19 protein-coding genes are annotated in these 19875 nt (G+C 59.8%); 11 read left to right on the top strand and 8 right to left on the bottom strand.

Annotated features, from left to right (window positions below; all coding sequences use genetic code 11):
* Positions 1-22 precede the first annotated feature (22 nt).
* The 5 genes from GA0061100_RS25530 (at position 23) to lpxK (ending at position 4517) form a co-directional block, all read left to right on the top strand.
* Positions 23-832, top strand: coding sequence for a 3'(2'),5'-bisphosphate nucleotidase CysQ (locus GA0061100_RS25530; RefSeq protein WP_075855633.1), 810 nt, complete (start codon positions 23-25; stop codon positions 830-832).
* A gap of 61 nt (positions 833-893) precedes the next feature.
* Positions 894-1139, top strand: a complete 246-nt coding sequence (locus tag GA0061100_RS25525; RefSeq protein ID WP_034508466.1) for a DUF4170 domain-containing protein — start codon at positions 894-896, stop codon at positions 1137-1139.
* A 180-nt stretch (positions 1140-1319) separates the two neighbouring features.
* On the top strand, positions 1320-2639 hold the full coding sequence (gene waaA, locus GA0061100_RS25520) for a lipid IV(A) 3-deoxy-D-manno-octulosonic acid transferase (protein WP_075855632.1): 1320 nt from the start codon (positions 1320-1322) through the stop codon (positions 2637-2639).
* A 12-nt stretch (positions 2640-2651) separates the two neighbouring features.
* Positions 2652-3383, top strand: coding sequence for an HAD family hydrolase (locus tag GA0061100_RS25515; RefSeq protein WP_075855631.1), 732 nt, complete (start codon positions 2652-2654; stop codon positions 3381-3383).
* A gap of 84 nt (positions 3384-3467) precedes the next feature.
* A complete protein-coding gene (gene lpxK, locus GA0061100_RS25510; RefSeq protein ID WP_075855630.1) occupies positions 3468-4517 on the top strand; it encodes a tetraacyldisaccharide 4'-kinase in 1050 nt (349 codons plus the stop codon).
* A 29-nt stretch (positions 4518-4546) separates the two neighbouring features.
* Here lpxK and GA0061100_RS25505 read toward each other — a convergent pair whose 3' ends face one another.
* Together GA0061100_RS25505 and mutL are read right to left on the bottom strand one after the other, a co-directional pair.
* A complete protein-coding gene (locus GA0061100_RS25505) occupies positions 4547-4777 on the bottom strand; it encodes a DUF2093 domain-containing protein (RefSeq protein WP_075855629.1) in 231 nt (76 codons plus the stop codon).
* A 155-nt stretch (positions 4778-4932) separates the two neighbouring features.
* A complete protein-coding gene (mutL, locus tag GA0061100_RS25500; RefSeq protein WP_075855745.1) occupies positions 4933-6765 on the bottom strand; it encodes a DNA mismatch repair endonuclease MutL in 1833 nt (610 codons plus the stop codon).
* 344 nt (positions 6766-7109) lie between these two features.
* Here mutL and GA0061100_RS25495 point away from each other — a divergent pair, with 344 nt between their 5' ends.
* Positions 7110-8843, top strand: a complete 1734-nt coding sequence (locus tag GA0061100_RS25495) for a response regulator (RefSeq protein ID WP_075855628.1) — start codon at positions 7110-7112, stop codon at positions 8841-8843.
* Positions 8844-8970: 127 nt separating this feature from the next.
* The gene (locus tag GA0061100_RS25490) at positions 8971-10326 is read left to right on the top strand and encodes a putative bifunctional diguanylate cyclase/phosphodiesterase (protein ID WP_075855627.1); all 1356 of its coding nucleotides are present in this window, start codon (positions 8971-8973) and stop codon (positions 10324-10326) included.
* 101 nt (positions 10327-10427) lie between these two features.
* Here GA0061100_RS25490 and GA0061100_RS25485 read toward each other — a convergent pair whose 3' ends face one another.
* From GA0061100_RS25485 to GA0061100_RS25465, 5 genes are all read right to left on the bottom strand, one after another.
* The gene (locus tag GA0061100_RS25485; RefSeq protein ID WP_075855626.1) at positions 10428-11054 is read right to left on the bottom strand and encodes a PRC-barrel domain-containing protein; all 627 of its coding nucleotides are present in this window, start codon (positions 11052-11054) and stop codon (positions 10428-10430) included.
* A gap of 356 nt (positions 11055-11410) precedes the next feature.
* Positions 11411-12298 carry an SMP-30/gluconolactonase/LRE family protein gene (locus tag GA0061100_RS25480; RefSeq protein ID WP_075855625.1) on the bottom strand — a complete coding sequence of 296 codons (888 nt, stop codon included), beginning with the start codon at positions 12296-12298 and terminating at the stop codon, positions 11411-11413.
* A 3-nt stretch (positions 12299-12301) separates the two neighbouring features.
* On the bottom strand, positions 12302-12937 hold the full coding sequence (locus tag GA0061100_RS25475; RefSeq protein ID WP_075855624.1) for a 2-dehydro-3-deoxy-6-phosphogalactonate aldolase: 636 nt from the start codon (positions 12935-12937) through the stop codon (positions 12302-12304).
* Positions 12937-13869 carry a 2-dehydro-3-deoxygalactonokinase gene (locus GA0061100_RS25470; RefSeq protein WP_075855623.1) on the bottom strand — a complete coding sequence of 311 codons (933 nt, stop codon included), beginning with the start codon at positions 13867-13869 and terminating at the stop codon, positions 12937-12939. The genes GA0061100_RS25475 and GA0061100_RS25470 overlap by 1 nt, the downstream gene beginning before the upstream one ends.
* A gap of 36 nt (positions 13870-13905) precedes the next feature.
* Positions 13906-14679, bottom strand: coding sequence for an SDR family NAD(P)-dependent oxidoreductase (locus GA0061100_RS25465; RefSeq protein ID WP_075855622.1), 774 nt, complete (start codon positions 14677-14679; stop codon positions 13906-13908).
* Between the two features lie 114 nt (positions 14680-14793).
* On the opposite strand from GA0061100_RS25465, the gene GA0061100_RS25460 reads away from it, so the two are divergent.
* Together GA0061100_RS25460 and GA0061100_RS25455 are read left to right on the top strand one after the other, a co-directional pair.
* Complete coding sequence (locus tag GA0061100_RS25460; protein WP_075855621.1) at positions 14794-15609, top strand: IclR family transcriptional regulator; 816 nt, start codon at positions 14794-14796, stop codon at positions 15607-15609.
* A gap of 321 nt (positions 15610-15930) precedes the next feature.
* Positions 15931-16671 (top strand): helix-turn-helix transcriptional regulator, encoded by a 741-nt coding sequence (locus GA0061100_RS25455; protein ID WP_425298713.1) that lies wholly within the window; start codon positions 15931-15933, stop codon positions 16669-16671.
* Between the two features lie 126 nt (positions 16672-16797).
* Here GA0061100_RS25455 and GA0061100_RS34750 read toward each other — a convergent pair whose 3' ends face one another.
* A complete protein-coding gene (locus GA0061100_RS34750) occupies positions 16798-16947 on the bottom strand; it encodes a hypothetical protein (RefSeq protein WP_159444809.1) in 150 nt (49 codons plus the stop codon).
* A 345-nt stretch (positions 16948-17292) separates the two neighbouring features.
* On the opposite strand from GA0061100_RS34750, the gene apbC reads away from it, so the two are divergent.
* Positions 17293-18447 (top strand): iron-sulfur cluster carrier protein ApbC, encoded by a 1155-nt coding sequence (gene apbC, locus GA0061100_RS25450; protein ID WP_075855620.1) that lies wholly within the window; start codon positions 17293-17295, stop codon positions 18445-18447.
* Between the two features lie 414 nt (positions 18448-18861).
* A complete protein-coding gene (locus tag GA0061100_RS25445) occupies positions 18862-19839 on the top strand; it encodes a magnesium transporter CorA family protein (RefSeq protein ID WP_075855619.1) in 978 nt (325 codons plus the stop codon).
* Positions 19840-19875 lie beyond the last annotated feature (36 nt).

The raw sequence follows: 19875 nt of genomic DNA, 5'->3' as shown, positions 1-19875 counted from the left end.
GAGCGGAGATTGGAATTAGTGAATGATCGATAGCCAGAAGGCCGGCCAATTGAGCGATGTGGACCTGATTGTCGGTGCCGCGCTCCAGGCGGGCAAGATCGCTCTCGGTTTCTTCCGGCAATCGCCTGAAGTCTGGTGGAAGAACAACGGCCAGTCCCCGGTCAGTGCCGCCGATTTTGCCGCCAATGAAAGCCTTGCCGCTACCCTGCGTACGGCCAGACCCGATTATGGCTGGCTCTCCGAGGAAACCGATGATGATGCCGAGCGGCTGAAGCACGAGACCGTCTTCGTCGTCGATCCGATCGATGGCACAAGAGGCTTTCTCTCGGGTCTGGATCTGTGGTGCGTCAGCGTCGCCATCGTCACCGATGGCAGGCCCGTGGTGGGTGTCCTCTATGCGCCGGCGCTGGACGAACTCTTCGTGGCGACCGCCGACGGGCAGGCGCTGAAGAACGGCCAGCCGATCAGCGTTTCGCAAAGGGTTGGCGACGATATTCATCGGCTGGCAACCGGCGAGGAGATGCTGAAGGGCTTCGATCCGGATTTCCGCAAGACGGTCGAGCGGGTCAAGCACGTGCCCTCGCTTGCCTATCGCCTCGCTATGGTGGCGGACGGGCGCCTCGAAGGGACCATCGTCAAGCGCAACTCCCATGACTGGGATCTGGCCGCTGCCGATCTCATTCTGGAACGCGCCGGCGGCGCGCTCGTGGACCTTTCGGGCAATGCGCTGCGCTACAATCGCGCCGAAGTATCGCATGACGAACTTTGCGGTGCATCGGCATCGCAATTACCGGAGTTTCTCCGCCAGCTTTCACATCGACGAGACGGTTGACCTTTCGGTCAAAATCCCGCAGATGAAGGGCGGAGGGGGACGATAGCAGAAAGAGACGAAAATGACTGATACCAGCGGCAAAAAGCAGCTCCTGCACCTTGTCTTCGGCGGTGAATTGGAAAACCTCGAAGAGGTCCAGTTCCGCAATCTCAACGAGCTCGATATCGTCGGCATGTATCCCGATTATGCGAGCGCGCTGACGGCGTGGAAGTCCAAGGCGCAGCAGACCGTTGACAACGCCCACATGCGTTATTTCATCGTCCACCTGCATCGCTTGCTCGATCCGCAGGAAAAAGCGGCATCCTGAGGTCGCCTCGCACCGAATTTTGCATTTGATATCTCCGTCCGGTGAGGCGTTATCGCTTTAAATCCGGCCATGAAGCAGTATCTTTGACACAATAAGAACGAAAATTAGGCTGTTTATTCGGCCGGTTGATAATCGGGATTTGGCATTGATGGTGATCAGCTGGGATAGGAGGCGAACGAAATGAGTAGCCTCAGGGCGCGTCTTGCCTTGAGCGCCTATCGTTTTGGCGGGATCGCCGTCTATCCGTTCATCGGGCCTTATCTCACCGTTCGCGCGGCCAAGGGCAAGGAAGACAGTTCCCGCAAGCTGGAGCGCTCGGGCTATGCGAGCGCCAATCGTCCGCAAGGGCCGTTGATCTGGTTTCACGCGGCAAGCGTGGGTGAAACCTCGGCCGTCATTCCGTTGATCCGCGAAATCCGTCGTCGCGATATTCACGTCATCCTGACGACGGGCACGATGACCTCGGCGAAGGTAGCGCATCAGCGCCTTGGCGAAGAGGTCATCCATCAATACGTGCCGCTCGATCTCAAGCCCGCCATCAAGCGCTTCCTCGAATATTGGCAGCCCGATTGCGCCATTTTCGCCGAATCCGAGATCTGGCCGACGACGATCATGGAGCTTGGCCGCAGGCGTATCCCGCAGATTCTCGTCAATGCCCGCATGTCGGATCGATCCTTTGAACGGTGGAGCCGGCACCTCTCGCTTGCCGAGGCGCTGTTTGAAAATCTGGCGCTGGTCGTGGCCCAGTCCGACCTCGATGCCGAACGCTTCCGCGATCTCGGCGCCTTGCAGGTCTTGAAATCAGGCAATCTCAAGGTGGATACGGACGCACCGTCCTACGATGCGCCGATACTTGCCAGCTACATGAAGCAGATTGGCGACCGCAAGACCTGGGCTGCGGTCTCCACTTTCGAAGGTGAGGAGGGTGCTGCAGCCTCTGTCCACTCGATGCTGAAGGAGCACAACGGCCAGCTTACCATCATCGTGCCGCGCCATCCCGAGCGCGGCGACGCGATCGAAGCGATGCTCGTCGAACAGGGCCTGAAAGTGGCGCGCCGCACCCGCAACGACATCCTTTCGCCCGATGTCGATGTCTTCCTCGGTGATACGATCGGCGAGATGGGGCTTTATCTGCGGATGACCGAAGTCGCCTTCATGGGCAAATCGCTGTTCAACGAAGGCGGCCAGAATCCGCTGGAGCCGGCGATGCTCGGCTGCGCGATCCTGACGGGCGGCCATGTCCAGAATTTCCGCGATTCCTATCAGCTGCTCGCTCGCCGCGGCAGCGCCCGCATGGTGCGTGATACCGAGATGCTGGCGCGCGGTGTGCATTATTTGCTGACCAACGACACGGCGCGGCGCGGCATGATCGATGCCGGCTTCGCAGCCGTGCATGAAATGCGCGGCGCGTTGGCCGCAACGGTTAAGGGCCTGGAGCCCTATATCAATCCGCTTTCGGTGAAGGCGCGGCTGATGCCGAAGACGATGGCGAACGGATAAGAAGGTAATGGCATGACGGCGGTCAAGACGGGAGCGATTGCGGGCATTCTTTTCGACAAGGACGGCACGCTGCTCGACTATGACCAGAGTTGGCTGCCGGTCAATCGCGAGCTTGCCAGGATCGCGGCTCAGGATGATCCCATCTTGGCGGATCACCTTTTGTCCGCCTGCGGCATGGACCCAATCACCGGACATATCGTGCCCGACAGTCTGCTCGCGGCCGGCAATACCAGGCAGATTTCCGAGGGACTGGTGGCCGCCGGCTCGAAAGTGAGTGTCTCGGAACTCGTGGAGAAACTCGACGCGCTCTTTGCCCATGCGGCCGATTTTTCCTCGCCGGTCACCGATCTCGCCGCCTTCTTCCAGCGCCTGCATGCGCGTGGCTACAAGCTCGGCGTTGCCTCCAGCGACAATGAGCGCTCCATCCGCCAGACGGCGCGCCGCTTCGGCTTCATCGATTATCTCGATTATATCGCCGGCTACGACAGCGGCTTCGGCACCAAGCCGGAGCCTGGCATGGTGCTCGGCTTCTATGCGGCGACGGGCCTTTCGCCCGCGCAGGTCGCCGTCGTCGGTGACAACAATCACGACCTCTATATGGGTCGCAATGCCGGCGTCGGTCTGACCGTCGGCGTGTTGACGGGAACGGGTTCGCGAGAGACGCTGACGGCCGCATCCGACTATTGCCTCAATGACATTACCGAGCTGGAGGGCCTGCTCATGCCTGTGGCGCAATCGGCCTGATCCCGGCAATGGCTTGCTTTTTCACGCAATCTGCCCTTTCTTGCCGGTTCGTCGCAGGCGCAAGAATAGGGCTGGATTAGCGAAATGGTATCGGAAGCCCCACCTTTCTGGTGGCGAAAGCCGGATTGGCGTGCCTGGGGGCTCTCACCCTTTTCCTTCCTGTATGGCCGTATCGCCGGACATCGCATGGTCAATGGCAAGCGCGCCTCCGTGCCAGTGCCGGTCATTTGCGTCGGCAATTTCACGGTCGGCGGCGCGGGCAAGACGCCGACGGCGCTGGCGCTCGCCCAGGCTGCCAAGGCTAAGGGGCTAAAGCCCGGTTTCCTCAGCCGGGGTTATGGCGGCTCGCTCGATGTCACGACGGTCGTCGATCCCGCCCATCACCATGCCACGGCTGTCGGCGATGAGCCGCTATTGCTGGCTCGCGAGGCACTGACGGTCATTGCCCGTCGCCGGGCCGACGGTGCCGAAAGGCTCGTGCGCGAGGGCGCCGACCTCATCATCATGGATGACGGTTTCCAGAGCGCACAGCTCGCCATCGACTACGCTCTTGTGGTGATCGATGCCGGCAGAGGCATCGGCAACGGCCACCTCGTACCAGGCGGTCCTGTGCGTGCGCCGTTGCGCACCCAGCTTCTTTATGCATCCGCTCTCTTGAAGGTCGGGGAGGGCAACGACGCCGATCGCGTCGTTCGCCTTGCGGCAAGGGCGGGGAAGCCTTTCTTCGCCGCGAGCGTCAAGGTACGCGGGCAGGAGGATCTACGCGGCCGCAAGGTCCTTGCCTTTGCGGGCATTGCCGATCCGGCGAAATTTTTCCGAACGGTCGAGACGCTGGGGGCTGATATCGCCGTGCGGCGCAGCTTCGGGGATCACGAACATCCCGGCGACGACGAGGTCTCCGACATGCTCGATATAGCCTCGCGCGAAGGGCTGGAAATCGTCACCACGTCGAAGGACTACGTGCGCCTGATCGGTCACCATGGCCGTGCCGACGAATTGCTGCAGCGCTGCAGGGTCATCGAGATCGATATGGTCTTTGATGATCCTCAGGCTCCAGCGCTGATTCTCGACAGGGCGATCGCAGCCGCGCGTGAGCGCCGCTTGCGGGAAAAGCGCAATAGCAAAGCAGCTTAGAGCCAGGTCCGGTTATCCAGCGTTGAAAATCAGCGCTTCTGATTGGGAAGGGCGCCTGCGCGCTTTTCGGCCTCGAACGAGGTGATGACGTCGGCATAGGGCTCCTGGCGGGCGACGCTCCAGTAGCGCAGCTCATCGAGAGCGATATGCTTGCCGGTCATGGCGCAGACGACATAGGAGCCCGGCATCAGGATCTGGAAATCGCCGTCGAGATAGCGAATTTTCGCCTCGCGGTTTCCATGTCCTTCAAAAAGATTCATCTGACGCCGTCCTTGATCTCTGTCATCCGTTTGCCATACCGCACTACAGCGCCGCGCGTCAAATACGACGCGCAAAGGCAGCTGTAGCACTTTAAAGCTGCTGCATAATTTTCCGGACTATTTTCAGGAAAAGTTCCCTTCGAAGACGGCAGGTGTCAGCTGCGTCCGAACAGCCGTTCGATGTCCGTAAGCTTCAGCTCTATATAGGTCGGCCTGCCGTGATTGCATTGTCCGGAGCCGGGTGTTGCCTCCATCTGACGCAAAAGCGCATTCATCTCTTCCGGGCGCAGGCGCCGGCCCGAGCGCACCGAGCCATGGCATGCCATGGTTGCCGCGATATATTCCAGCTTGGCGGCAAGGCCGGAGGCGGTGTCCCACTCGGCGATTTCGTCGGCCAACTGACGGACCAGACCCTGCGCGTCGACCTCGCCCAGCATGGCCGGCGTCTCGCGAACGGCGACAGCGCCGGGACCGAATCGTTCGATCGCCAGCCCGAGCTCGCCGAGCTCCTCGGCAAATACCATCAGCCGGTCGCAATCCTCTTCCGGCAGGTCGATGATCTCTGGAATGAGCAGCACCTGCGAGGGTAGGCGCTTCGAATGCAGGGCCTTGCGCATCGTCTCGAACACCAGCCGTTCATGCGCGGCGTGCTGGTCGACGATGACGAGCCCGTTCTCCGTCTGGGCGACGATGTAGTTTTCGTGCAGCTGCGCGCGCGCAGCGCCCAGCGGGAAGCGTGCCGGCTCTTCGGCCCGCGCCGGCTCTGTTGGCGGCGCGACTTCGGCACGCGCTGTCGGCATCACCAGTCCGTCAAACGCCGCCTGCGGCCTCTCGGCAAAGCTGTAGCCCGCCGTTGCCGCTGGTCGCTCATAGGGGCGGGATGGTGAAGTTTCGGCCGTCCACGCAGTCGTTGAGGGCGAAGGGCGCCAACCCGGCTGGAAACCGGAGCGTCCGGCGGTAAATGCGCGCAGCATGCCGTCGGCGCCGGTCGTGGCGGCACGGTCGCCCTCGCGCGCCAGGGCTTCACGCACCGCGCCGACGATCAGGCCGCGCACCAGCCCCGGATCGCGGAAGCGCACATCGGATTTTGCCGGATGCACATTGACGTCGACCAGAGCGGGATCGAGGGTCAGCGAAAGAACGGCGATGGGATAGCGTCCAGCGGGAATCGTTTCGGCATAAGCGCCGCGGATCGCCGACAGGATCAACTTGTCCTGCACCGGCCGGCCGTTGACGAAGGCATATTGATGCGCGGAGTTGCCGCGATTGAAGGTCGGCACGCCGGCAAAGCCGGTGAGGCTCACATCCTCGCGCTCCGCATCGAGAGCAATGGCGTTGTCCTTGAAATCGGCTCCGAGGATCTGCGCCATGCGGGCAAGATGGTCGTCGCCGGTCGCGGGAAATTCCAGCGTCGAGCGGTCGCTGCCCGACAAAACGAAGCGCACGCGCGGAAAGGCGATCGCCATACGTTTGACGACTTCGGTGATCGCGGCCGCCTCCGCCTTCTCGGTCTTCAGGAATTTCAGGCGCGCGGGCGTGGCGAAGAACAGGTCGCGCACCTCGACGATCGTGCCGGGATTGGCAGCCGCCGGGCGTAGATGCAGAACCTTGCCGCCAGCAACCGCAATTTCGGCACCACCGGCCGCGCCCACCCTGCGGCTTGCGATCGAGAGCTTCGCCACCGAGCCGATGGAGGGCAGGGCCTCGCCGCGAAAGCCGAGGGTGCGGATATCTTCCAGCGTCTCGGAAATCTTCGAGGTGCAGTGTCGCCGGACCGCAAGCTCGAGATCCGCCTCTTCCATGCCGGAGCCGTTGTCGGTCACCCTGAGTAGCGCCTTGCCGCCGCCTGCGGTCGCGATTTCGATGCGTGTCGCGCCGGCATCGAGCGCGTTTTCGATCAGCTCCTTGGCCGCACTTGCCGGGCGCTCGATGACTTCGCCGGCTGCGATCTGGTTGATCAGTGTTTCGGAGAGTTGCTTGATGGCCATGGCGTCATTGTCGTGGATTCGCGGCGGTGTGGAAAGAGGAAAGGCGATTGTCCGGTCATGATCCACCCGTTTCCATCCGAGGCTTTGTTAAGAAATTTAATCAATGTTTAAGGGAATGATGACAGGTTGCCGAGACAGAACTTGAAATGACCGCAGGTGGCGCGTTTCGTGCATGCTGACGGCTCTTGATGGCAGGTTGGTGGCCGTCAACTTTCATGAGCCAGGTGCCATCTGCTTCAAGTGTCAAGGCCAGCATGCAATTTCCACGAACTTGCCTTGCAGAGCGAATACCGCCCTGTCGATTTGCCGTGTTGTGAAACTGATTGAGTGTAGGAATCCGACGAATGACTGCCGAGATTGAAAAGGCAGCTTTGGCAATGACGACGGCTGATGCGCCTTTCGGCGGCAGTCTGCAGACGATGTTCTTCGATGCCTTTTGCGATGGTCTTTCCAGCGCCTTTTTCGCCTATGACAAGAACGACCAGTTGCTGTTTGCCAGCCGTCAGATTCTGAACTTTTTCCCGATAGAGCCGGAATTCCTGCAACCGTCCACGCGGCTGCGCGACTTTCTGAGCGCCGTCTTCGATACGGGCGTGCGCTATCAGCGCCACCAGACCAAAACGGCCGCTAATCGCGACGATTGGATATCGCAGCGCATAGCCTCGCATTGGCGTGAACGCTTCGAGACGACCGAGCATTTCACCGACGACCGCTGGGTGCGCATCCTCAATCGGCGGCTATCGTCGGGCATCGGCTTTTGCATCATGTCAGACGTTTCCGAAGTCAAGAAGCGCGAGGAGCAGTGGCGCATCGACATGGAACGCGTGCAGCTGACCGAGGATATTCTCGACAATCTGCCGTTTCCGGTTTTCGTCAAGGACCAGAACCTCGTCTACGTCGCGGTCAACCGGGCGTTCTGCGACAAATATCAGACGGCGGCGGACGAAGTGCGCGGTCGCAAGAGCATCGACATCTTCTCCACCGACCTTGCCAATCGTTTCCATGAGAGCGACCGGCATGTGATCGAGACCGGCGAAATGTCGATCTCGCGGCAACGCCAGATCGCCCGCGACGGCGTCGAACGCGATATCGTCACCCGCAAGCAGCGCATCGGCAAGCCGGGGCGCTATTTCCTGGTCTGCACCATGCAGGACCTGCCCAAGGATGGCGGCGATTTCGACGAGTTCGCGCTGGCATCGAGCATCCGGGAAAACAGCGATCGCTCCTACCGCCGCGCTTATGTGCCGATGGTTGCGCTGCAGACCATTTCGCGCCGCCCGGCCGCCATGGAGACCTTCGTTCCGGAGAATTTCAGCGGCCGCAAGGTACTCGTGGTCACGTCTGATTTCGCTGCTGAAACCGCGGCTCTGAAGGCGCTCGAGAAATATGGCTTCGAAGCTTGCGTCGTCCACAACGAGAACGAAGAGGCGGCATTTCTGGACGTGGCGAGCGAGCACGGCGTCAAGATCGATCTGGTCATCGTCGACAACCAGCTCGGTAAGCGCGGGATTGAGCTGGCCGAGCGGCAGAACCTCGCCGCGCTGTCGTTGAACGGATCGCAGCTCGCAACCGAGCTTGCCTTCCTGATCGCGCGTCATTTCAATCGCAACATCCGTGGCGAGCTTGGCGAGATCGCGGAGTCAGGGCTTGCGCCCGAATGGCGGCGTGTGCCCGGCGAGGAGCGCCGAGCGCAGATTCTGGTCGCCGAGGATAATGACATCAATCAGATCGTCTTCTCGCAGATTCTTGAGGGATTGGGATATAGCTATGTGATTGCCGCAAGCGGCGACGAGGCGGTGCGCTTGTGGCAGGAACATCGTCCGGAACTGATCCTGATGGACATTTCGCTGCCAGGGCTGAATGGCTTTGAATCCACCCGGCTGATCCGTGGCGCGGAAAAGGGCAGCGGCTCCCATACGCCGATTATCGGCGTGCTGACGCAGGCTTTCGAGCGTGATCGCAAGGAATGCGCCGAGGTCGGCATGGACGACGTCATCCTGAAGCCGGTCAGTCCCGATATCATCGAGACTGTATTCCAGAAGCATATGCGCGGTGCCCTGAAGGCGCAAAATAGATAAATGTTACAATGATATCACCTCCGACGGCAACTTATCGCCGGCGTCGAATGACTGTCGTCTTGGCATCCTTTATTAAGACTTCCTCGGCATGCTTTTCCCCCGGGTGGAGAAAAGGTCGGAACCAAATATGAAATCGACTGAGATGCTGCCGGGACCAGTCAGTCAGGAGCCGCAGGTAATCGCTTATACCGATCCGCTCACCGGATTGGGCAATCGCCATCGCATGCGCGAGCGTGCGCGTGCGCTTTCGCTCGAGCGTGCCGGCGATCCGGCACCCTTCACGATCGGGATTGTCAATCTCGATGCCTTCAAGCCGATCAACGACCTGTTCGGCGTCGAGGCGGGGGATGAGATCCTCTGCCAGGTTGCCCATCGTCTCAAGGCCTGCATACCCGACGGCGCGATGGTCACGCGTCATGATGGCGACGAGTTCGCCTTTGTGCTGCCGCTTGTCTTCGAGCGCGTCGGTGCCGAGAAATTCGGGCAGATGATCCGCGAAGTGCTGTCGGCGCCCTATGATCTCGGCGACCGCAATGTCCGCCTTTCCGCCTCCTTCGGCTTCGCCATCCACCCTTTCGCCGGAGAAGAGTTCGACGATCTCCTGAAAAATGCGGATACGGCGCTCTATCGCTCCAAGCGTCGCGGCCGCGGCCAGATTACTGTTTATTCCAGAGAGATTGCACAGGAGATGAAGCGTGCGACGCAGCTCGAGCAGGCGCTGCGCAATGCTATCATTTCCGACTCCATCGACGTGCATTTCCAGCCGATCGTCTCGCTTGCCAACAACATGGTTCTCGGCTTCGAGGCCCTGGCACGCTGGAACGATCCGGATCTCGGCTTCGTCTCGCCCGCTGTCTTCGTGCCGCTTGCCGAGGAGCGAGGCTTTATCGACGCCCTATCCGAAACGCTGCTGCGAAAGGCGGCGGAGGCAGCACTCGCGTGGCCACGCGAACTGTTCCTGTCCTTCAATCTCTCTTCGGCACAGCTGATGGACCCAGGCACGAGCAGCAGCATTCTAGCCATCCTGACGCGCGCCGGTCTGGACCCGCATCGTCTCGAACTTGAAATCACCGAAACCGCGGTCATGAGCTCGGCCGATACTGCCCATCGCATCATCGCCGATCTTCGCGCGGTCGGCGTGCGTATCTCGCTCGATGATTTCGGCACCGGCCAGTCCAGTCTCGGGCGCTTGCGCGAATTCATCTTCGACAAGGTCAAGATCGATCGGGCTTTCGTCTCGCGCATGAATTCGGACCGGGCATCGGAACATATCATCAAGGCCGTTCTTGCCATGTGCGAAGGGCTTGAATTGCGCGTGGTCGCAGAGGGCATAGAAGAACATGCGGAAGCGGCAAAGCTGAAGGCACTCGGCTGCGCCATGGGGCAAGGCTATTATTTCGGAAAGCCGACAGACAGCGCTTCGACGCTTCGTTATCTGCAGACCCATTATTTCGATCTCAGCAGCGAGCGTGAAATCGCCTAGATCCGGAAAAGCAATTCTGGAAAGTCAGTCAAAGAAAGCGGCGGCCGATATGGCCGCCGCTTCTGCATTTCGTCTGACCTATATTGGCTCGTTGCCGATATTTACTTGTTGGTGGTCGACGAAGTGGTCGTGCTGTCCGTCCCCGGCATTGTCGACGTTCCGGCCGAGTTTGCGGCCTTTTCGGAGGCCTGCATCGAAAGCGTCTTGAATTCCGGCGCGGCCTTCAGGGCGTCGGCCGTCTCGGTCGTCGTCAGCTTGATGGTGCCATCCTGAGCATTCTGGGCGGCGCTGATCTTGTCGAACGGAACGGCGACGTTCTTCTGGCCCATGCCAAGGAAACCGCCGACGCCGACGACTACGGCGACGACACCGCCCTGCTTCTGCAGGATCAGGTCGTTGATGCTGCCGATGCTTTCGTTCTGACCATTATAGACCGACTGGCCCATATAGGTCCTGGCACTGATCTGGTCCGCGGACTGCACGGTCAGATAGCCACCGGCCTGATCTGTCCCTGTTGCCGGGGCAGGGGCCTGAGTGCTTTTCTGTGTCGTCGAGCTGTCCGGCTTGGTGGCATCCGGCGTTGCCGGCGCGGTCTGTGTCACCGGTGCATCGTTGCCGGTACCTCCGTTCGATGGCTGTTGCGCCTGAGCGAAAGCCATGGGTGAAAGCACGGACGCCGTAGCAAAGATTGCGCCTGCGGCGACAGAAGTGAAGAGTTTCCCAGTCATCGTGAACCTACCTTTCATTCTGATGGGCATGCTTAATCAACGCGCATGCTTACCAGCGCGAGTGGAACCTTTGTGGTGCCGACCGTTATCTTACCGGTCTTATAGGCAATGGCTCAGGTAGGTTTTGGTTCCGTCAAAAGTTGCAGAAAATCGCGTCATGCAGCTCGGAAAGAAAAGGAATATGCTGCAAAATCAGTAAATTATCACGTCGTAGGACAACCAGAAAGATTGATGGGATAACAGAACGGTTCAACGCAGATTTCAATTTTGCGCACGTCAGGACCGCCTTCCGGTTCTGCATCGCCGGTCGAAAACAATGCCGCCCTCAGCGCCGATCAGCTGAAGGCGGATCTCAATCAAAGCTTGTATGGAGGGTCGAAAATGCCTCTGACGGTCGGGCCGAGCTCCAGAAGCGCGCCGGCCTGCGGCTGCATGGAGCGGGCTTCCTCATCCAGCCCTTCCCAGGCGGTCGTCACGGCAAGCCGGTCCGCATTCTTGCCGATGAAGGCCGGGCAGGAGGGCTGCATGGCAGGCACGCGATAGCGCTCGATGCGCAGGCCGTCCGGGCTGTATTTGTCGACAAAGCCGGAGCCCCAGCGCGCATTCCAGATATAGCCGTCCGCATCGCAGACCGAGCCGTCGAGACCGCCCGGATCTTCCATGCTGTCGACCATAACGATCGGCTCGCCCGTCGGAAGCCCGGTCTCGGGATCGACGAGCACGCGCATGAGCTGGCTGACGCGCGTATCGGTGAAATAGCCGATGGTGCCATCAGGCGAGAAGCAGATGGAATTCGGGATGCTGATCTGATCGAAGATCTTGGTGACCTTGCCGCCGGCGACATGGTAGATCGCGCCCGCCTGCATCTCGGCGCGCTTGCCCATGGTGCCGATCCAGAGGGAGCCGGAAATATGCGTGCGCCCGTCATTGGAGCGATTTTCGGGCTTGTCGGCCTCGATGGCGGTATAGAAGCTCAGCTCGCCAGTCGCGATGTCGCGAAGGAAGAGGCCCTGTTCCGTGGCGATCATCTGCCGTTCCGCATCGACGCGGGCCAGCACGCTCGCCATCATCGGCAGCTCGTGAACCTTTTTCTCACCCGTTGGCAGGTGCAGTTCATGCAGTTCCTTGCCGAGGATGTTGAACCACCAGACGGTGTCCGTATCGGGGTCGTAAGTCGGGCCTTCTCCCAGGACGGAAGAGGTGTTGCAGAGAATATTGCCCTGAAAATCATGAATATCGGTCATAGATCAGGCTCCTATGGCTGCATCATAGGCATAAATGGTGGCTTTGGCGCGTTCGGCAACCTCTGCTGCGGTCATTCCCGGCTTGTAAAGGCTGGTACCGAGGCCGAAAGCCAGGATGCCTGCCTTGGTGTAATCGGCGAAATTCTTGTCCGAAACGCCACCGACTGCTGCAATGACGAGTTCCGGCGGCAGGACTGCGCGGATGGCGGTAATGCCGGAGGCGCCGAGCACGCCGGCGGGGAAGAATTTCAGGCCCGTGGCGCCGGCGCGGGCGGCCGAAAGCGCTTCCGTCGCGGTGAAGACGCCCGGCATCGTCACCATACCCTTGTCAAGGGCGCGGCTGATCACCGCAGGCTCGACATTCGGCGTCACCAGCAGATTGCCGCCGGCACCATCAAGTCTGTCGACGTCTTCCACCGTCAGCACCGTGCCGGCGCCGATCAGGCAGTCGGCCGGCGCCATCTTGGCGGCGATTTCGATAGAGCGAAACGGTTCCGGCGAGTTCAGCGGAATTTCGATGGCCGTAAAGCCTGTCTCGATCAGCGCGCCGACGATATCGGCCGTTTCCTCCGGCTTGATGCCGCGAAGAATGGCAATGAGCGGGCGCTTCATGGGCGGGAAGGGGATGCGGGTCGTCATCAGCTTTTGCTTTCTTTCTTGAACCAGATTGCTTCGGCCGCGGCGGACAGTCCGCGACGGACGGCGGCATCGGCGTCGATGGTCTTGTAATTGAGAGAGAGGCTGCGGAAGGCATCTTCATAAAGAGCCTGGAGGCGGCCAGAGGCAACGAGCGTGATGGCCGCATTCTCACCAGCCGACGTGAGCGCGCCAGCGATCTCAGCACCGATCAATGTGCCCGAGATCAGCGCCTGCGCGCCGGCGGAAATCAGCCCGTTCAGGAGCTGGCCGGAGCGGGCCGTAAACAGCAGGTTGGTGGCAAGCGCGGGCCTGTCCAGGACTGCCTTGAGGGCTGCCTCGAATGCTTTGGTATCGGCAGGCTGATCCGACGCGCCGGCAACGGCATGCGACAAGATACTGTGCTTGGTAATGATGTCGAAGAGCTCGCCGGTCATGAAGGTGGAGAAGCCCGTCACCTGGCCGTCCAGCACGCGCACCCATTTCGAATGCGTTCCCGGCATGCAGACCAGCTGTTCGCCCTTGGCGTTGGCGGCAATCGCGCCGAGCAGTTGCGTTTCCTCGCCGCGCATGACGTCAGGCACCTGCTGGCTGCGCTGCGCCAGGCCCGGTAGGATGCGGATATCGCGGGATTGGCCGGGCACGGAAACAGCACCGGTCAGGATGGCGGCGAGCGATGTCGGCGTGTCGATATATCCGGCTTCCACCCAGCCCTGGCGCGCTCCGGCCATGCCGCAGACGATGACGGGGATATCGTCAGGGGCTGAGATGGCGTCCAGATGAGCCTGCAGGACCTTGGCAAAGCCGGTTTGGGCCGCCGTGGTCATGCCTTCGCCGCTGCGGCGCTCTGCGAGAATGCTGCCGTCTTCACAGATCAGCCACAGCCGGAAACTGCTGGTGCCCCAGTCCACCGCGACATATGCGGGCTTCGTCATGAGAAATGCTCCAAGTCTTGCGTCAGAAATCTGATGTTAGAAAATGCCGCCATCGACGGTGATGGCCTGTCCGGTCATGGCGCCCGAGCAGTCCGATGCCAGGAAAAGCACCGGCCCGACCAGATCGTCGGCGTTGAGCACGCGCTTCAGGCATTGCCGCTCGACCGTCTTGGCCATGCCGTCGTCGGTCAGCCAGAGGTCGAGCTGCCGCTGAGTGACGATCATGCCAGGCAGCACGGCGTTGACGCGGATATTTTCGGGGCCGAAGCGGCCGGCAAAGCTCTTGGTGAGCCCGATAATACCGGACTTCGCGGTCGCGTAGGAGGACAGCATCGGCGGGTTCATCTTGAAGACGATCGAGGAGAAATTGATAATCGCGCCGCCGCCGGCGGCGCGCATCCCGGGGGCGGCTGCTTGCGAGACGAAGAAGACCTGCTTCAAATTGATCGCCTGGCTGTTGTCCCAATAGTCCTCGGTCATGGTGTCGATGTCGTGCCGGTCGTCCCATGCCGCGTTGTTGACGAGCACGCGGATCGCGCCGAGATCGGACTCGACGGCTGCAACCGTGCTTTTGATCGCGCCGACGTCACGCAGATCGGCATGGTAGAAGGTAACGGGATGGGTCGATTGGCTTGAAAGCTTAGCCGCCAGCGCCTTGCTGGGCTCCTCGGCGATATCGATGAAGGCGACCTTTGCGCCCTGTTTCGCGAAGGCTTCCACGAGGCTCGCGCCGATGCCGGAGCCGCCGCCGGTGACGAGGACGGTACGATCTTTCAGATCGGGAAATTGCGCCTGGGTACCCACCGACATGTCTCCTCCCGGATAACAAAGTTCCATTATTCGGAACATAATTTGACTATGTGGAATTATCCGACTACCCTGTCGTCGTGTCAAGGATAGTGCGGCTGCGCCAGAGATAAATGAATGAGCGTGGATCTGGGTTCAGAGGGCAAAGAAAATAAAAGCCGAGGCGACCGGGAAACCGGAACGCTGGGGAAGCTTGTCTTTCTGCTCGATCTCGTTGCGCTCGCAGATGCTCCGATGCGCTTCACCGATATCCTCTCGCTTTCCGATCAGCCGCGCGGCACGCTGCATCGCCAATTGTCGCACCTCGTCGAGGAGGGGCTTTTGGAGGTCGATCGTGACGGGCGCTATCACATCGGATTGCGGCTGTTGAAGCTTGCCTCGCGCAGTTGGGCGCGCAACGAGTTTCGCGCCATCGCCGAGCCGCATCTGCATCGTTTGCAGGAAGTGACCGGTGAAACCGTCCATCTTGGCGTCCTGCGCGGCACGGAGGTCATCTACCTCGACAAGGTCGAGGGTCGGCAATCCGTACGCATGTATTCGCAGATCGGCAACGCCTCGCCAGCCTATTGCACCGGCGTCGGCAAGGCGGCACTTTCCGCGCTCGACGATGCCGAGCTTGAAGCGAGAATCTCAAGCCTCGAATATCGCCCTTATACCGAGCATACGATTCGCAATGCTTCGAAACTTCTCTCTGACGTTTCGGCAGTCAGGGGGCGTGGCTATGCCTTCGATCTCGAGGAGCATGAAAGCGGCATTTGCTGCGTTGCCGCGCCGATCCACTCCGACGATGGTCATATGCTGGCCGGCGTCTCGGTGACCGGGCCAGCCTATCGTGTTACGCTGGAAAAGTTGCAGGCATGGGCCCCTTTGGTAGTTGCCGCTGCTGATTCGATCATGATGGACATGCGCAACCGCATGGGGCCTAAGCGCTGACTCCATAAATCTCGCGCTGTGGCTGTCCGAAACTTGCGGATTTAATCCTGTCAGCGCCTGATCTTAGCGAAATTGCTCGTTTATCTTGAATTTTACTGTTGAGATATGCGGAAGAACTGCCATTATCCCCAAATGATTATTGGAATCATACAGGATTTGGCGAGGTGTTGAGCGGACATAATAGTAACGGGCGTTGATGCAGTCACGATTTTGGAAAACTTATATTTTGCCGAGCGGCTGATATCGGCTGCCGTACGATAATCGTGAGGGGCAAGAGACGGAAGTTTCGTATTTTTTCCCTCTTTTACATAAAGAAGACTGATGATGACGGCATTGATACAGGCGGGCATGTCCCCTCGCGGCGAGGATTTTATCGAGGAAATCAGCAGGCTTAAGACCCAGTTCGATGTGTTCCGTTTCATGAAGGGGTTGACGGAGGCCTATCGTTGCCGAGCCTTCATGGTGCTCAATCTGCCGCCTATCACGTCCTCGGACCTGCAGAGCAATTCAGTTATCAACAACTGGCCGGCGGAACTGCTGTCGATCTACGATCAGGAAAACCTGTTGTCGACCAGCCCTGCGCTGCAACGTCTGCGCGGTTCTACGCTGCCCTTTCTTTATGAAGTGACGACAAGCCCTAACCGCGAAGAGAGCAAGTCGCAGCTCGTGGTGGCTCTGTTCGAACGTTTCCGCATGACGCGTTTCGTCTATTTCCCGACCCACGATGCCTCCGGTCTTCGCGGCGCTGTTTGTTTGGCCGGCGATCGCGAGCTCTTTTCCGTGGAAGAGGTCAAGGACCTTTTCTATATTGCAGTTCACGTTTTCGATCGGCTTGCCGAAATCCGCAATCTCGATGTTCGCGTCGTCGATGCACTGACCGACCGGGAGATCGATTGCCTGAATTGGACGGCGGCCGGAAAGACCAGCGCCGAAATCGCTGAAATCCTGTCTCTGTCGGAACATACGGTCAATCATTACCTCAACCGCGCCACCAAGAAGCTCGACACCGTCAACCGTACGCAGGCCGTCGCCAAGGCTTTACGCGTCGGATTGATCAAATAATGGCATCGCCGTCTCGATGCGATGATCGAGATTCGAGCAGCATGTGAATGAATTTTGTGCGTTACGAATGAAATATGATGAAGCCTGTGGCGATGCTCCACCCTGCCGATTCGGGCGTGGAGGCAATTAATAGGTTGAAATCTCGTTGTTTTCCGGATTTTCTGAAAACTGGCACACTTCCTGCTTCTGAAAAGACAGAGGTCCAGAGGGGACTTTGATAACAGCGCCGATGAAACGTGCGCGGATCAAACAACCGTCGCCGATGCCCGTCGCCACAGCTTCTCCCGGCGAAGGCATCGGCGGCGGTTGTTGCTTATTTAACACGCTTAGCAAGTTCGGGCGTATTCGTGGGATGATTTTCGCGCCTTTGCCCTATTCCTTACAGATGGGTGCTCTATGTCGGCCCGCGATTATGTCTTCCCGAATTGGGAGCGCGTTGCGGCTGGTAAGGGTTTTTCATGGACCCGGCGGACCTGCCGGCCGCAACGAAGACGCATTTTATCGACGGCGTCCCGAATTCGTTTGGCGAAGTCCCGCCTCTCTACTATCTAAGCCATAATGATTTCGGAAAGCGCCCGCCCGATGCGGCGCTGCCGAAAAGGCTTCTGCAGTGAGGATGAAATGGCAGACATCACCAAGGAACAGGTGCTGGAAACGTTAAAGACGGTTCGCGGCCCGGACCTGGAGCACAACATCGTCGAGCTCGGCATGGTGTCGGATGTCTTCATCTCCGATGGCAAGGTCTATTTCTCCATCACCGTTCCCGCCGAGCGGGCCAAGGATCTGGAGCCGATGCGTCTTGCGGCCGAGCGGGTCATCAAGGATATGCCCGGCGTCAAGGGCGCCCTGGTCGCGCTGACGGCTGACAAGAAGGCCGGCGCTCCGGTGCCACTGCCTGCGCCTGCACAAGCTGCCCCGCACAGCCATTCGCATCCTCATCCGCACGCGCCGCAACAGCCGCCCCGCGCCGCCAAGATCGGCGTTCCGGGCGTCAAGGCTATCATCGCGGTCGCCTCGGGCAAGGGTGGTGTCGGCAAATCGACCACCGCAGTTAATCTCGCGCTGGGCCTCCTGGCCAACGGCCTGCGCGTCGGCATTTTGGATGCAGACATCTATGGCCCTTCGATGCCGCGCCTCCTGAAGATTTCCGGACGCCCGACCCAGATCGACGGTCGCATCATCAACCCCATGGAGAATTACGGGCTCAAGGTCATGTCCATGGGTTTCCTCGTGGAAGAGGAAACGGCGATGATCTGGCGTGGGCCGATGGTGCAATCGGCGCTGCTGCAGATGCTGCGCGAGGTCGCATGGGGCGAGCTCGACGTGCTGGTCGTGGATATGCCGCCCGGCACCGGCGACGTGCAGCTGACCATGGCGCAGCAGGTGCCGCTTGCCGGCGCCGTCATCGTTTCGACGCCGCAGGATCTGGCTTTGATCGATGCGCGCAAGGGCCTGAACATGTTCCGCAAAGTCGAGGTTCCCGTTCTCGGCATTGTTGAGAACATGAGCTATTTCATCGCACCGGATACCGGCGCCCGCTATGATATTTTCGGCCATGGCGGCGCCCGCAAGGAAGCAGAACGCATCGGCGTGCCCTTCCTCGGTGAAGTGCCGTTGACCATGGGCATCCGCGAAACCTCGGATGCTGGCACGCCACTCGTTGCCGCTGAGCCGAACGGGGTGGTTGCGAATATTTATCGTGAGATCGCCGCCAATGTCTGGAAGCAAGTGGCAGGCGCACCGCAGCGTGCGGCGCCGTCGATCGTATTTGAATAATTCACAAAGACATCTGAGCTTTCCGTATAGTGACGGATTGTCTTGTCGGCATCCTGTGCTATGACTTCGCAAGTTTAGCCAAACTGCGGTGAAAGCGCGCGATGAAGAGGTTGTGACTTGATTCTTTGCGAGCTTTGCTGCATATGCGCCGCCTGCGTGGAACTGGCCGGTCGTTTCCGATGACCGCTCTCCGCCGCGTGGTGGTGTTATTTCGTCCGAGCAGGTGTCTTTGCCGGGACGGACGAAGGATTGGTACAGCAGCGCAATGGAACGTGAACACGGATTCCCGGCCGGACCGGCGGGATACGACCGGGGTTTTATGAGCTTTTTTCATTGGCCATTGGTGGGATCGCGGCAAGTGCGTGCTGAGCGCCTTGATTGTTGCCTCGTCGCCGCTGCTGCGGGAGCAAGCAGTTGATAACTGCCTATTGCTCAGACCAGAAGCCGCTTGAGCTTCCCGATCTTTCAGCTGCCACCCGGCTGCCAGACAATGCCGTCTGGATCGACATGGTCGAGCCCACCCGCGAGGAAGAAGCCAGCATCGAGCGCCTGCTCGGGCTCGAGGTGCCGACCCGCGAGGACATGAAGGATATCGAGCCGTCGAGCCGGCTCTATGTCGAAAACGGCTCCGTCTTTCTCACGGCCTCGCTGTTGTGGAAGGCCGACACAAATCTGCCGATGCTCACCGATGTTGCCTTCATCCTGACGGGACACCGGCTGGTTACTATTCGCTATGCGCAGCCGAAGTCCTTCGCGCTCTTCATTGCGGCGCTGCAGCGCATTCCGCAGGAGCGGCGCACGGGTGTCGCGCTTCTTGCCAAGCTTCTCGAAACCATCGTCGACCGTACCGCCGAGGTCCTTGAACAGACCGTTGCGGGTGTCGATATATTGTCGGTGCACGTATTTGGCGATCGCGTAAAGAAGATCCGCCGCCCGGGCAACTATCTGGAAGAAAAGCTCAAGGACATCGCAGGCTATCACCGTACGCTCAGCAAGGTACGTGACAGCCTGAGTTCGCTGTCCCGACTGCTGACCTTTCTTCATGCCATCCCCGCCATGCAGCAGGACCACGAGGCCAGGGAACTGTGTCGCAATGTCTCGCGGGATGTACAGTCACTGTCGGAGCATGCGTCTTTCGTCGCGGGAAACATTACCTTCCTGCTGGATGCATCGCTCGGGCTGATCAATATCGAGCAGAACGCCATCATCAAGATCTTTTCGATCGCTTCCGTGGTGTTCCTGCCGCCGACGCTCGTGGCGTCCGTCTATGGCATGAATTTCGAGCATATGCCCGAACTGCATTTTGCCTACGGTTACCCGACATCGTTGTTGTTGATGGTGGTTTCCGCCATCGTTCCGTTTTTCTTTTTTCGCTGGAAAGGCTGGCTCTGAGAGTCTAGTGATCCTGAATGTCTAACCAAACCGATC

Source organism: Martinezella hainanensis, from assembly GCF_900094555.1.
Lineage (GTDB): Bacteria > Pseudomonadota > Alphaproteobacteria > Rhizobiales > Rhizobiaceae > Rhizobium > Rhizobium hainanense.
Note: the sequence above shows the minus strand (reverse complement) of the source record. Positions and strands in the feature narration are given on the sequence as shown.

Coding starts and splice junctions, on each gene's coding strand:
- GA0061100_RS25505 (WP_075855629.1), bottom strand. CDS start 4,777: ATGAATCTTTTTGAAGGACATGGAAACCGCGAGGCGAAAATTCGCTAT.
- GA0061100_RS25455 (WP_425298713.1), top strand. CDS start 15,931: ATGATGACGGCATTGATACAGGCGGGCATGTCCCCTCGCGGCGAGGAT.
- lpxK (WP_075855630.1), top strand. CDS start 3,468: ATGGTATCGGAAGCCCCACCTTTCTGGTGGCGAAAGCCGGATTGGCGT.
- GA0061100_RS25485 (WP_075855626.1), bottom strand. CDS start 11,054: ATGACTGGGAAACTCTTCACTTCTGTCGCCGCAGGCGCAATCTTTGCT.
- GA0061100_RS25515 (WP_075855631.1), top strand. CDS start 2,652: ATGACGGCGGTCAAGACGGGAGCGATTGCGGGCATTCTTTTCGACAAG.
- GA0061100_RS25530 (WP_075855633.1), top strand. CDS start 23: ATGATCGATAGCCAGAAGGCCGGCCAATTGAGCGATGTGGACCTGATT.
- GA0061100_RS25470 (WP_075855623.1), bottom strand. CDS start 13,869: ATGACGAAGCCCGCATATGTCGCGGTGGACTGGGGCACCAGCAGTTTC.
- GA0061100_RS25495 (WP_075855628.1), top strand. CDS start 7,110: ATGACTGCCGAGATTGAAAAGGCAGCTTTGGCAATGACGACGGCTGAT.
- mutL (WP_075855745.1), bottom strand. CDS start 6,765: ATGGCCATCAAGCAACTCTCCGAAACACTGATCAACCAGATCGCAGCC.
- GA0061100_RS25460 (WP_075855621.1), top strand. CDS start 14,794: ATGAGCGTGGATCTGGGTTCAGAGGGCAAAGAAAATAAAAGCCGAGGC.
- waaA (WP_075855632.1), top strand. CDS start 1,320: ATGAGTAGCCTCAGGGCGCGTCTTGCCTTGAGCGCCTATCGTTTTGGC.
- GA0061100_RS25475 (WP_075855624.1), bottom strand. CDS start 12,937: ATGACGACCCGCATCCCCTTCCCGCCCATGAAGCGCCCGCTCATTGCC.
- GA0061100_RS25490 (WP_075855627.1), top strand. CDS start 8,971: ATGAAATCGACTGAGATGCTGCCGGGACCAGTCAGTCAGGAGCCGCAG.
- GA0061100_RS25525 (WP_034508466.1), top strand. CDS start 894: ATGACTGATACCAGCGGCAAAAAGCAGCTCCTGCACCTTGTCTTCGGC.
- GA0061100_RS25465 (WP_075855622.1), bottom strand. CDS start 14,679: ATGTCGGTGGGTACCCAGGCGCAATTTCCCGATCTGAAAGATCGTACC.
- apbC (WP_075855620.1), top strand. CDS start 17,293: ATGGCAGACATCACCAAGGAACAGGTGCTGGAAACGTTAAAGACGGTT.
- GA0061100_RS25480 (WP_075855625.1), bottom strand. CDS start 12,298: ATGACCGATATTCATGATTTTCAGGGCAATATTCTCTGCAACACCTCT.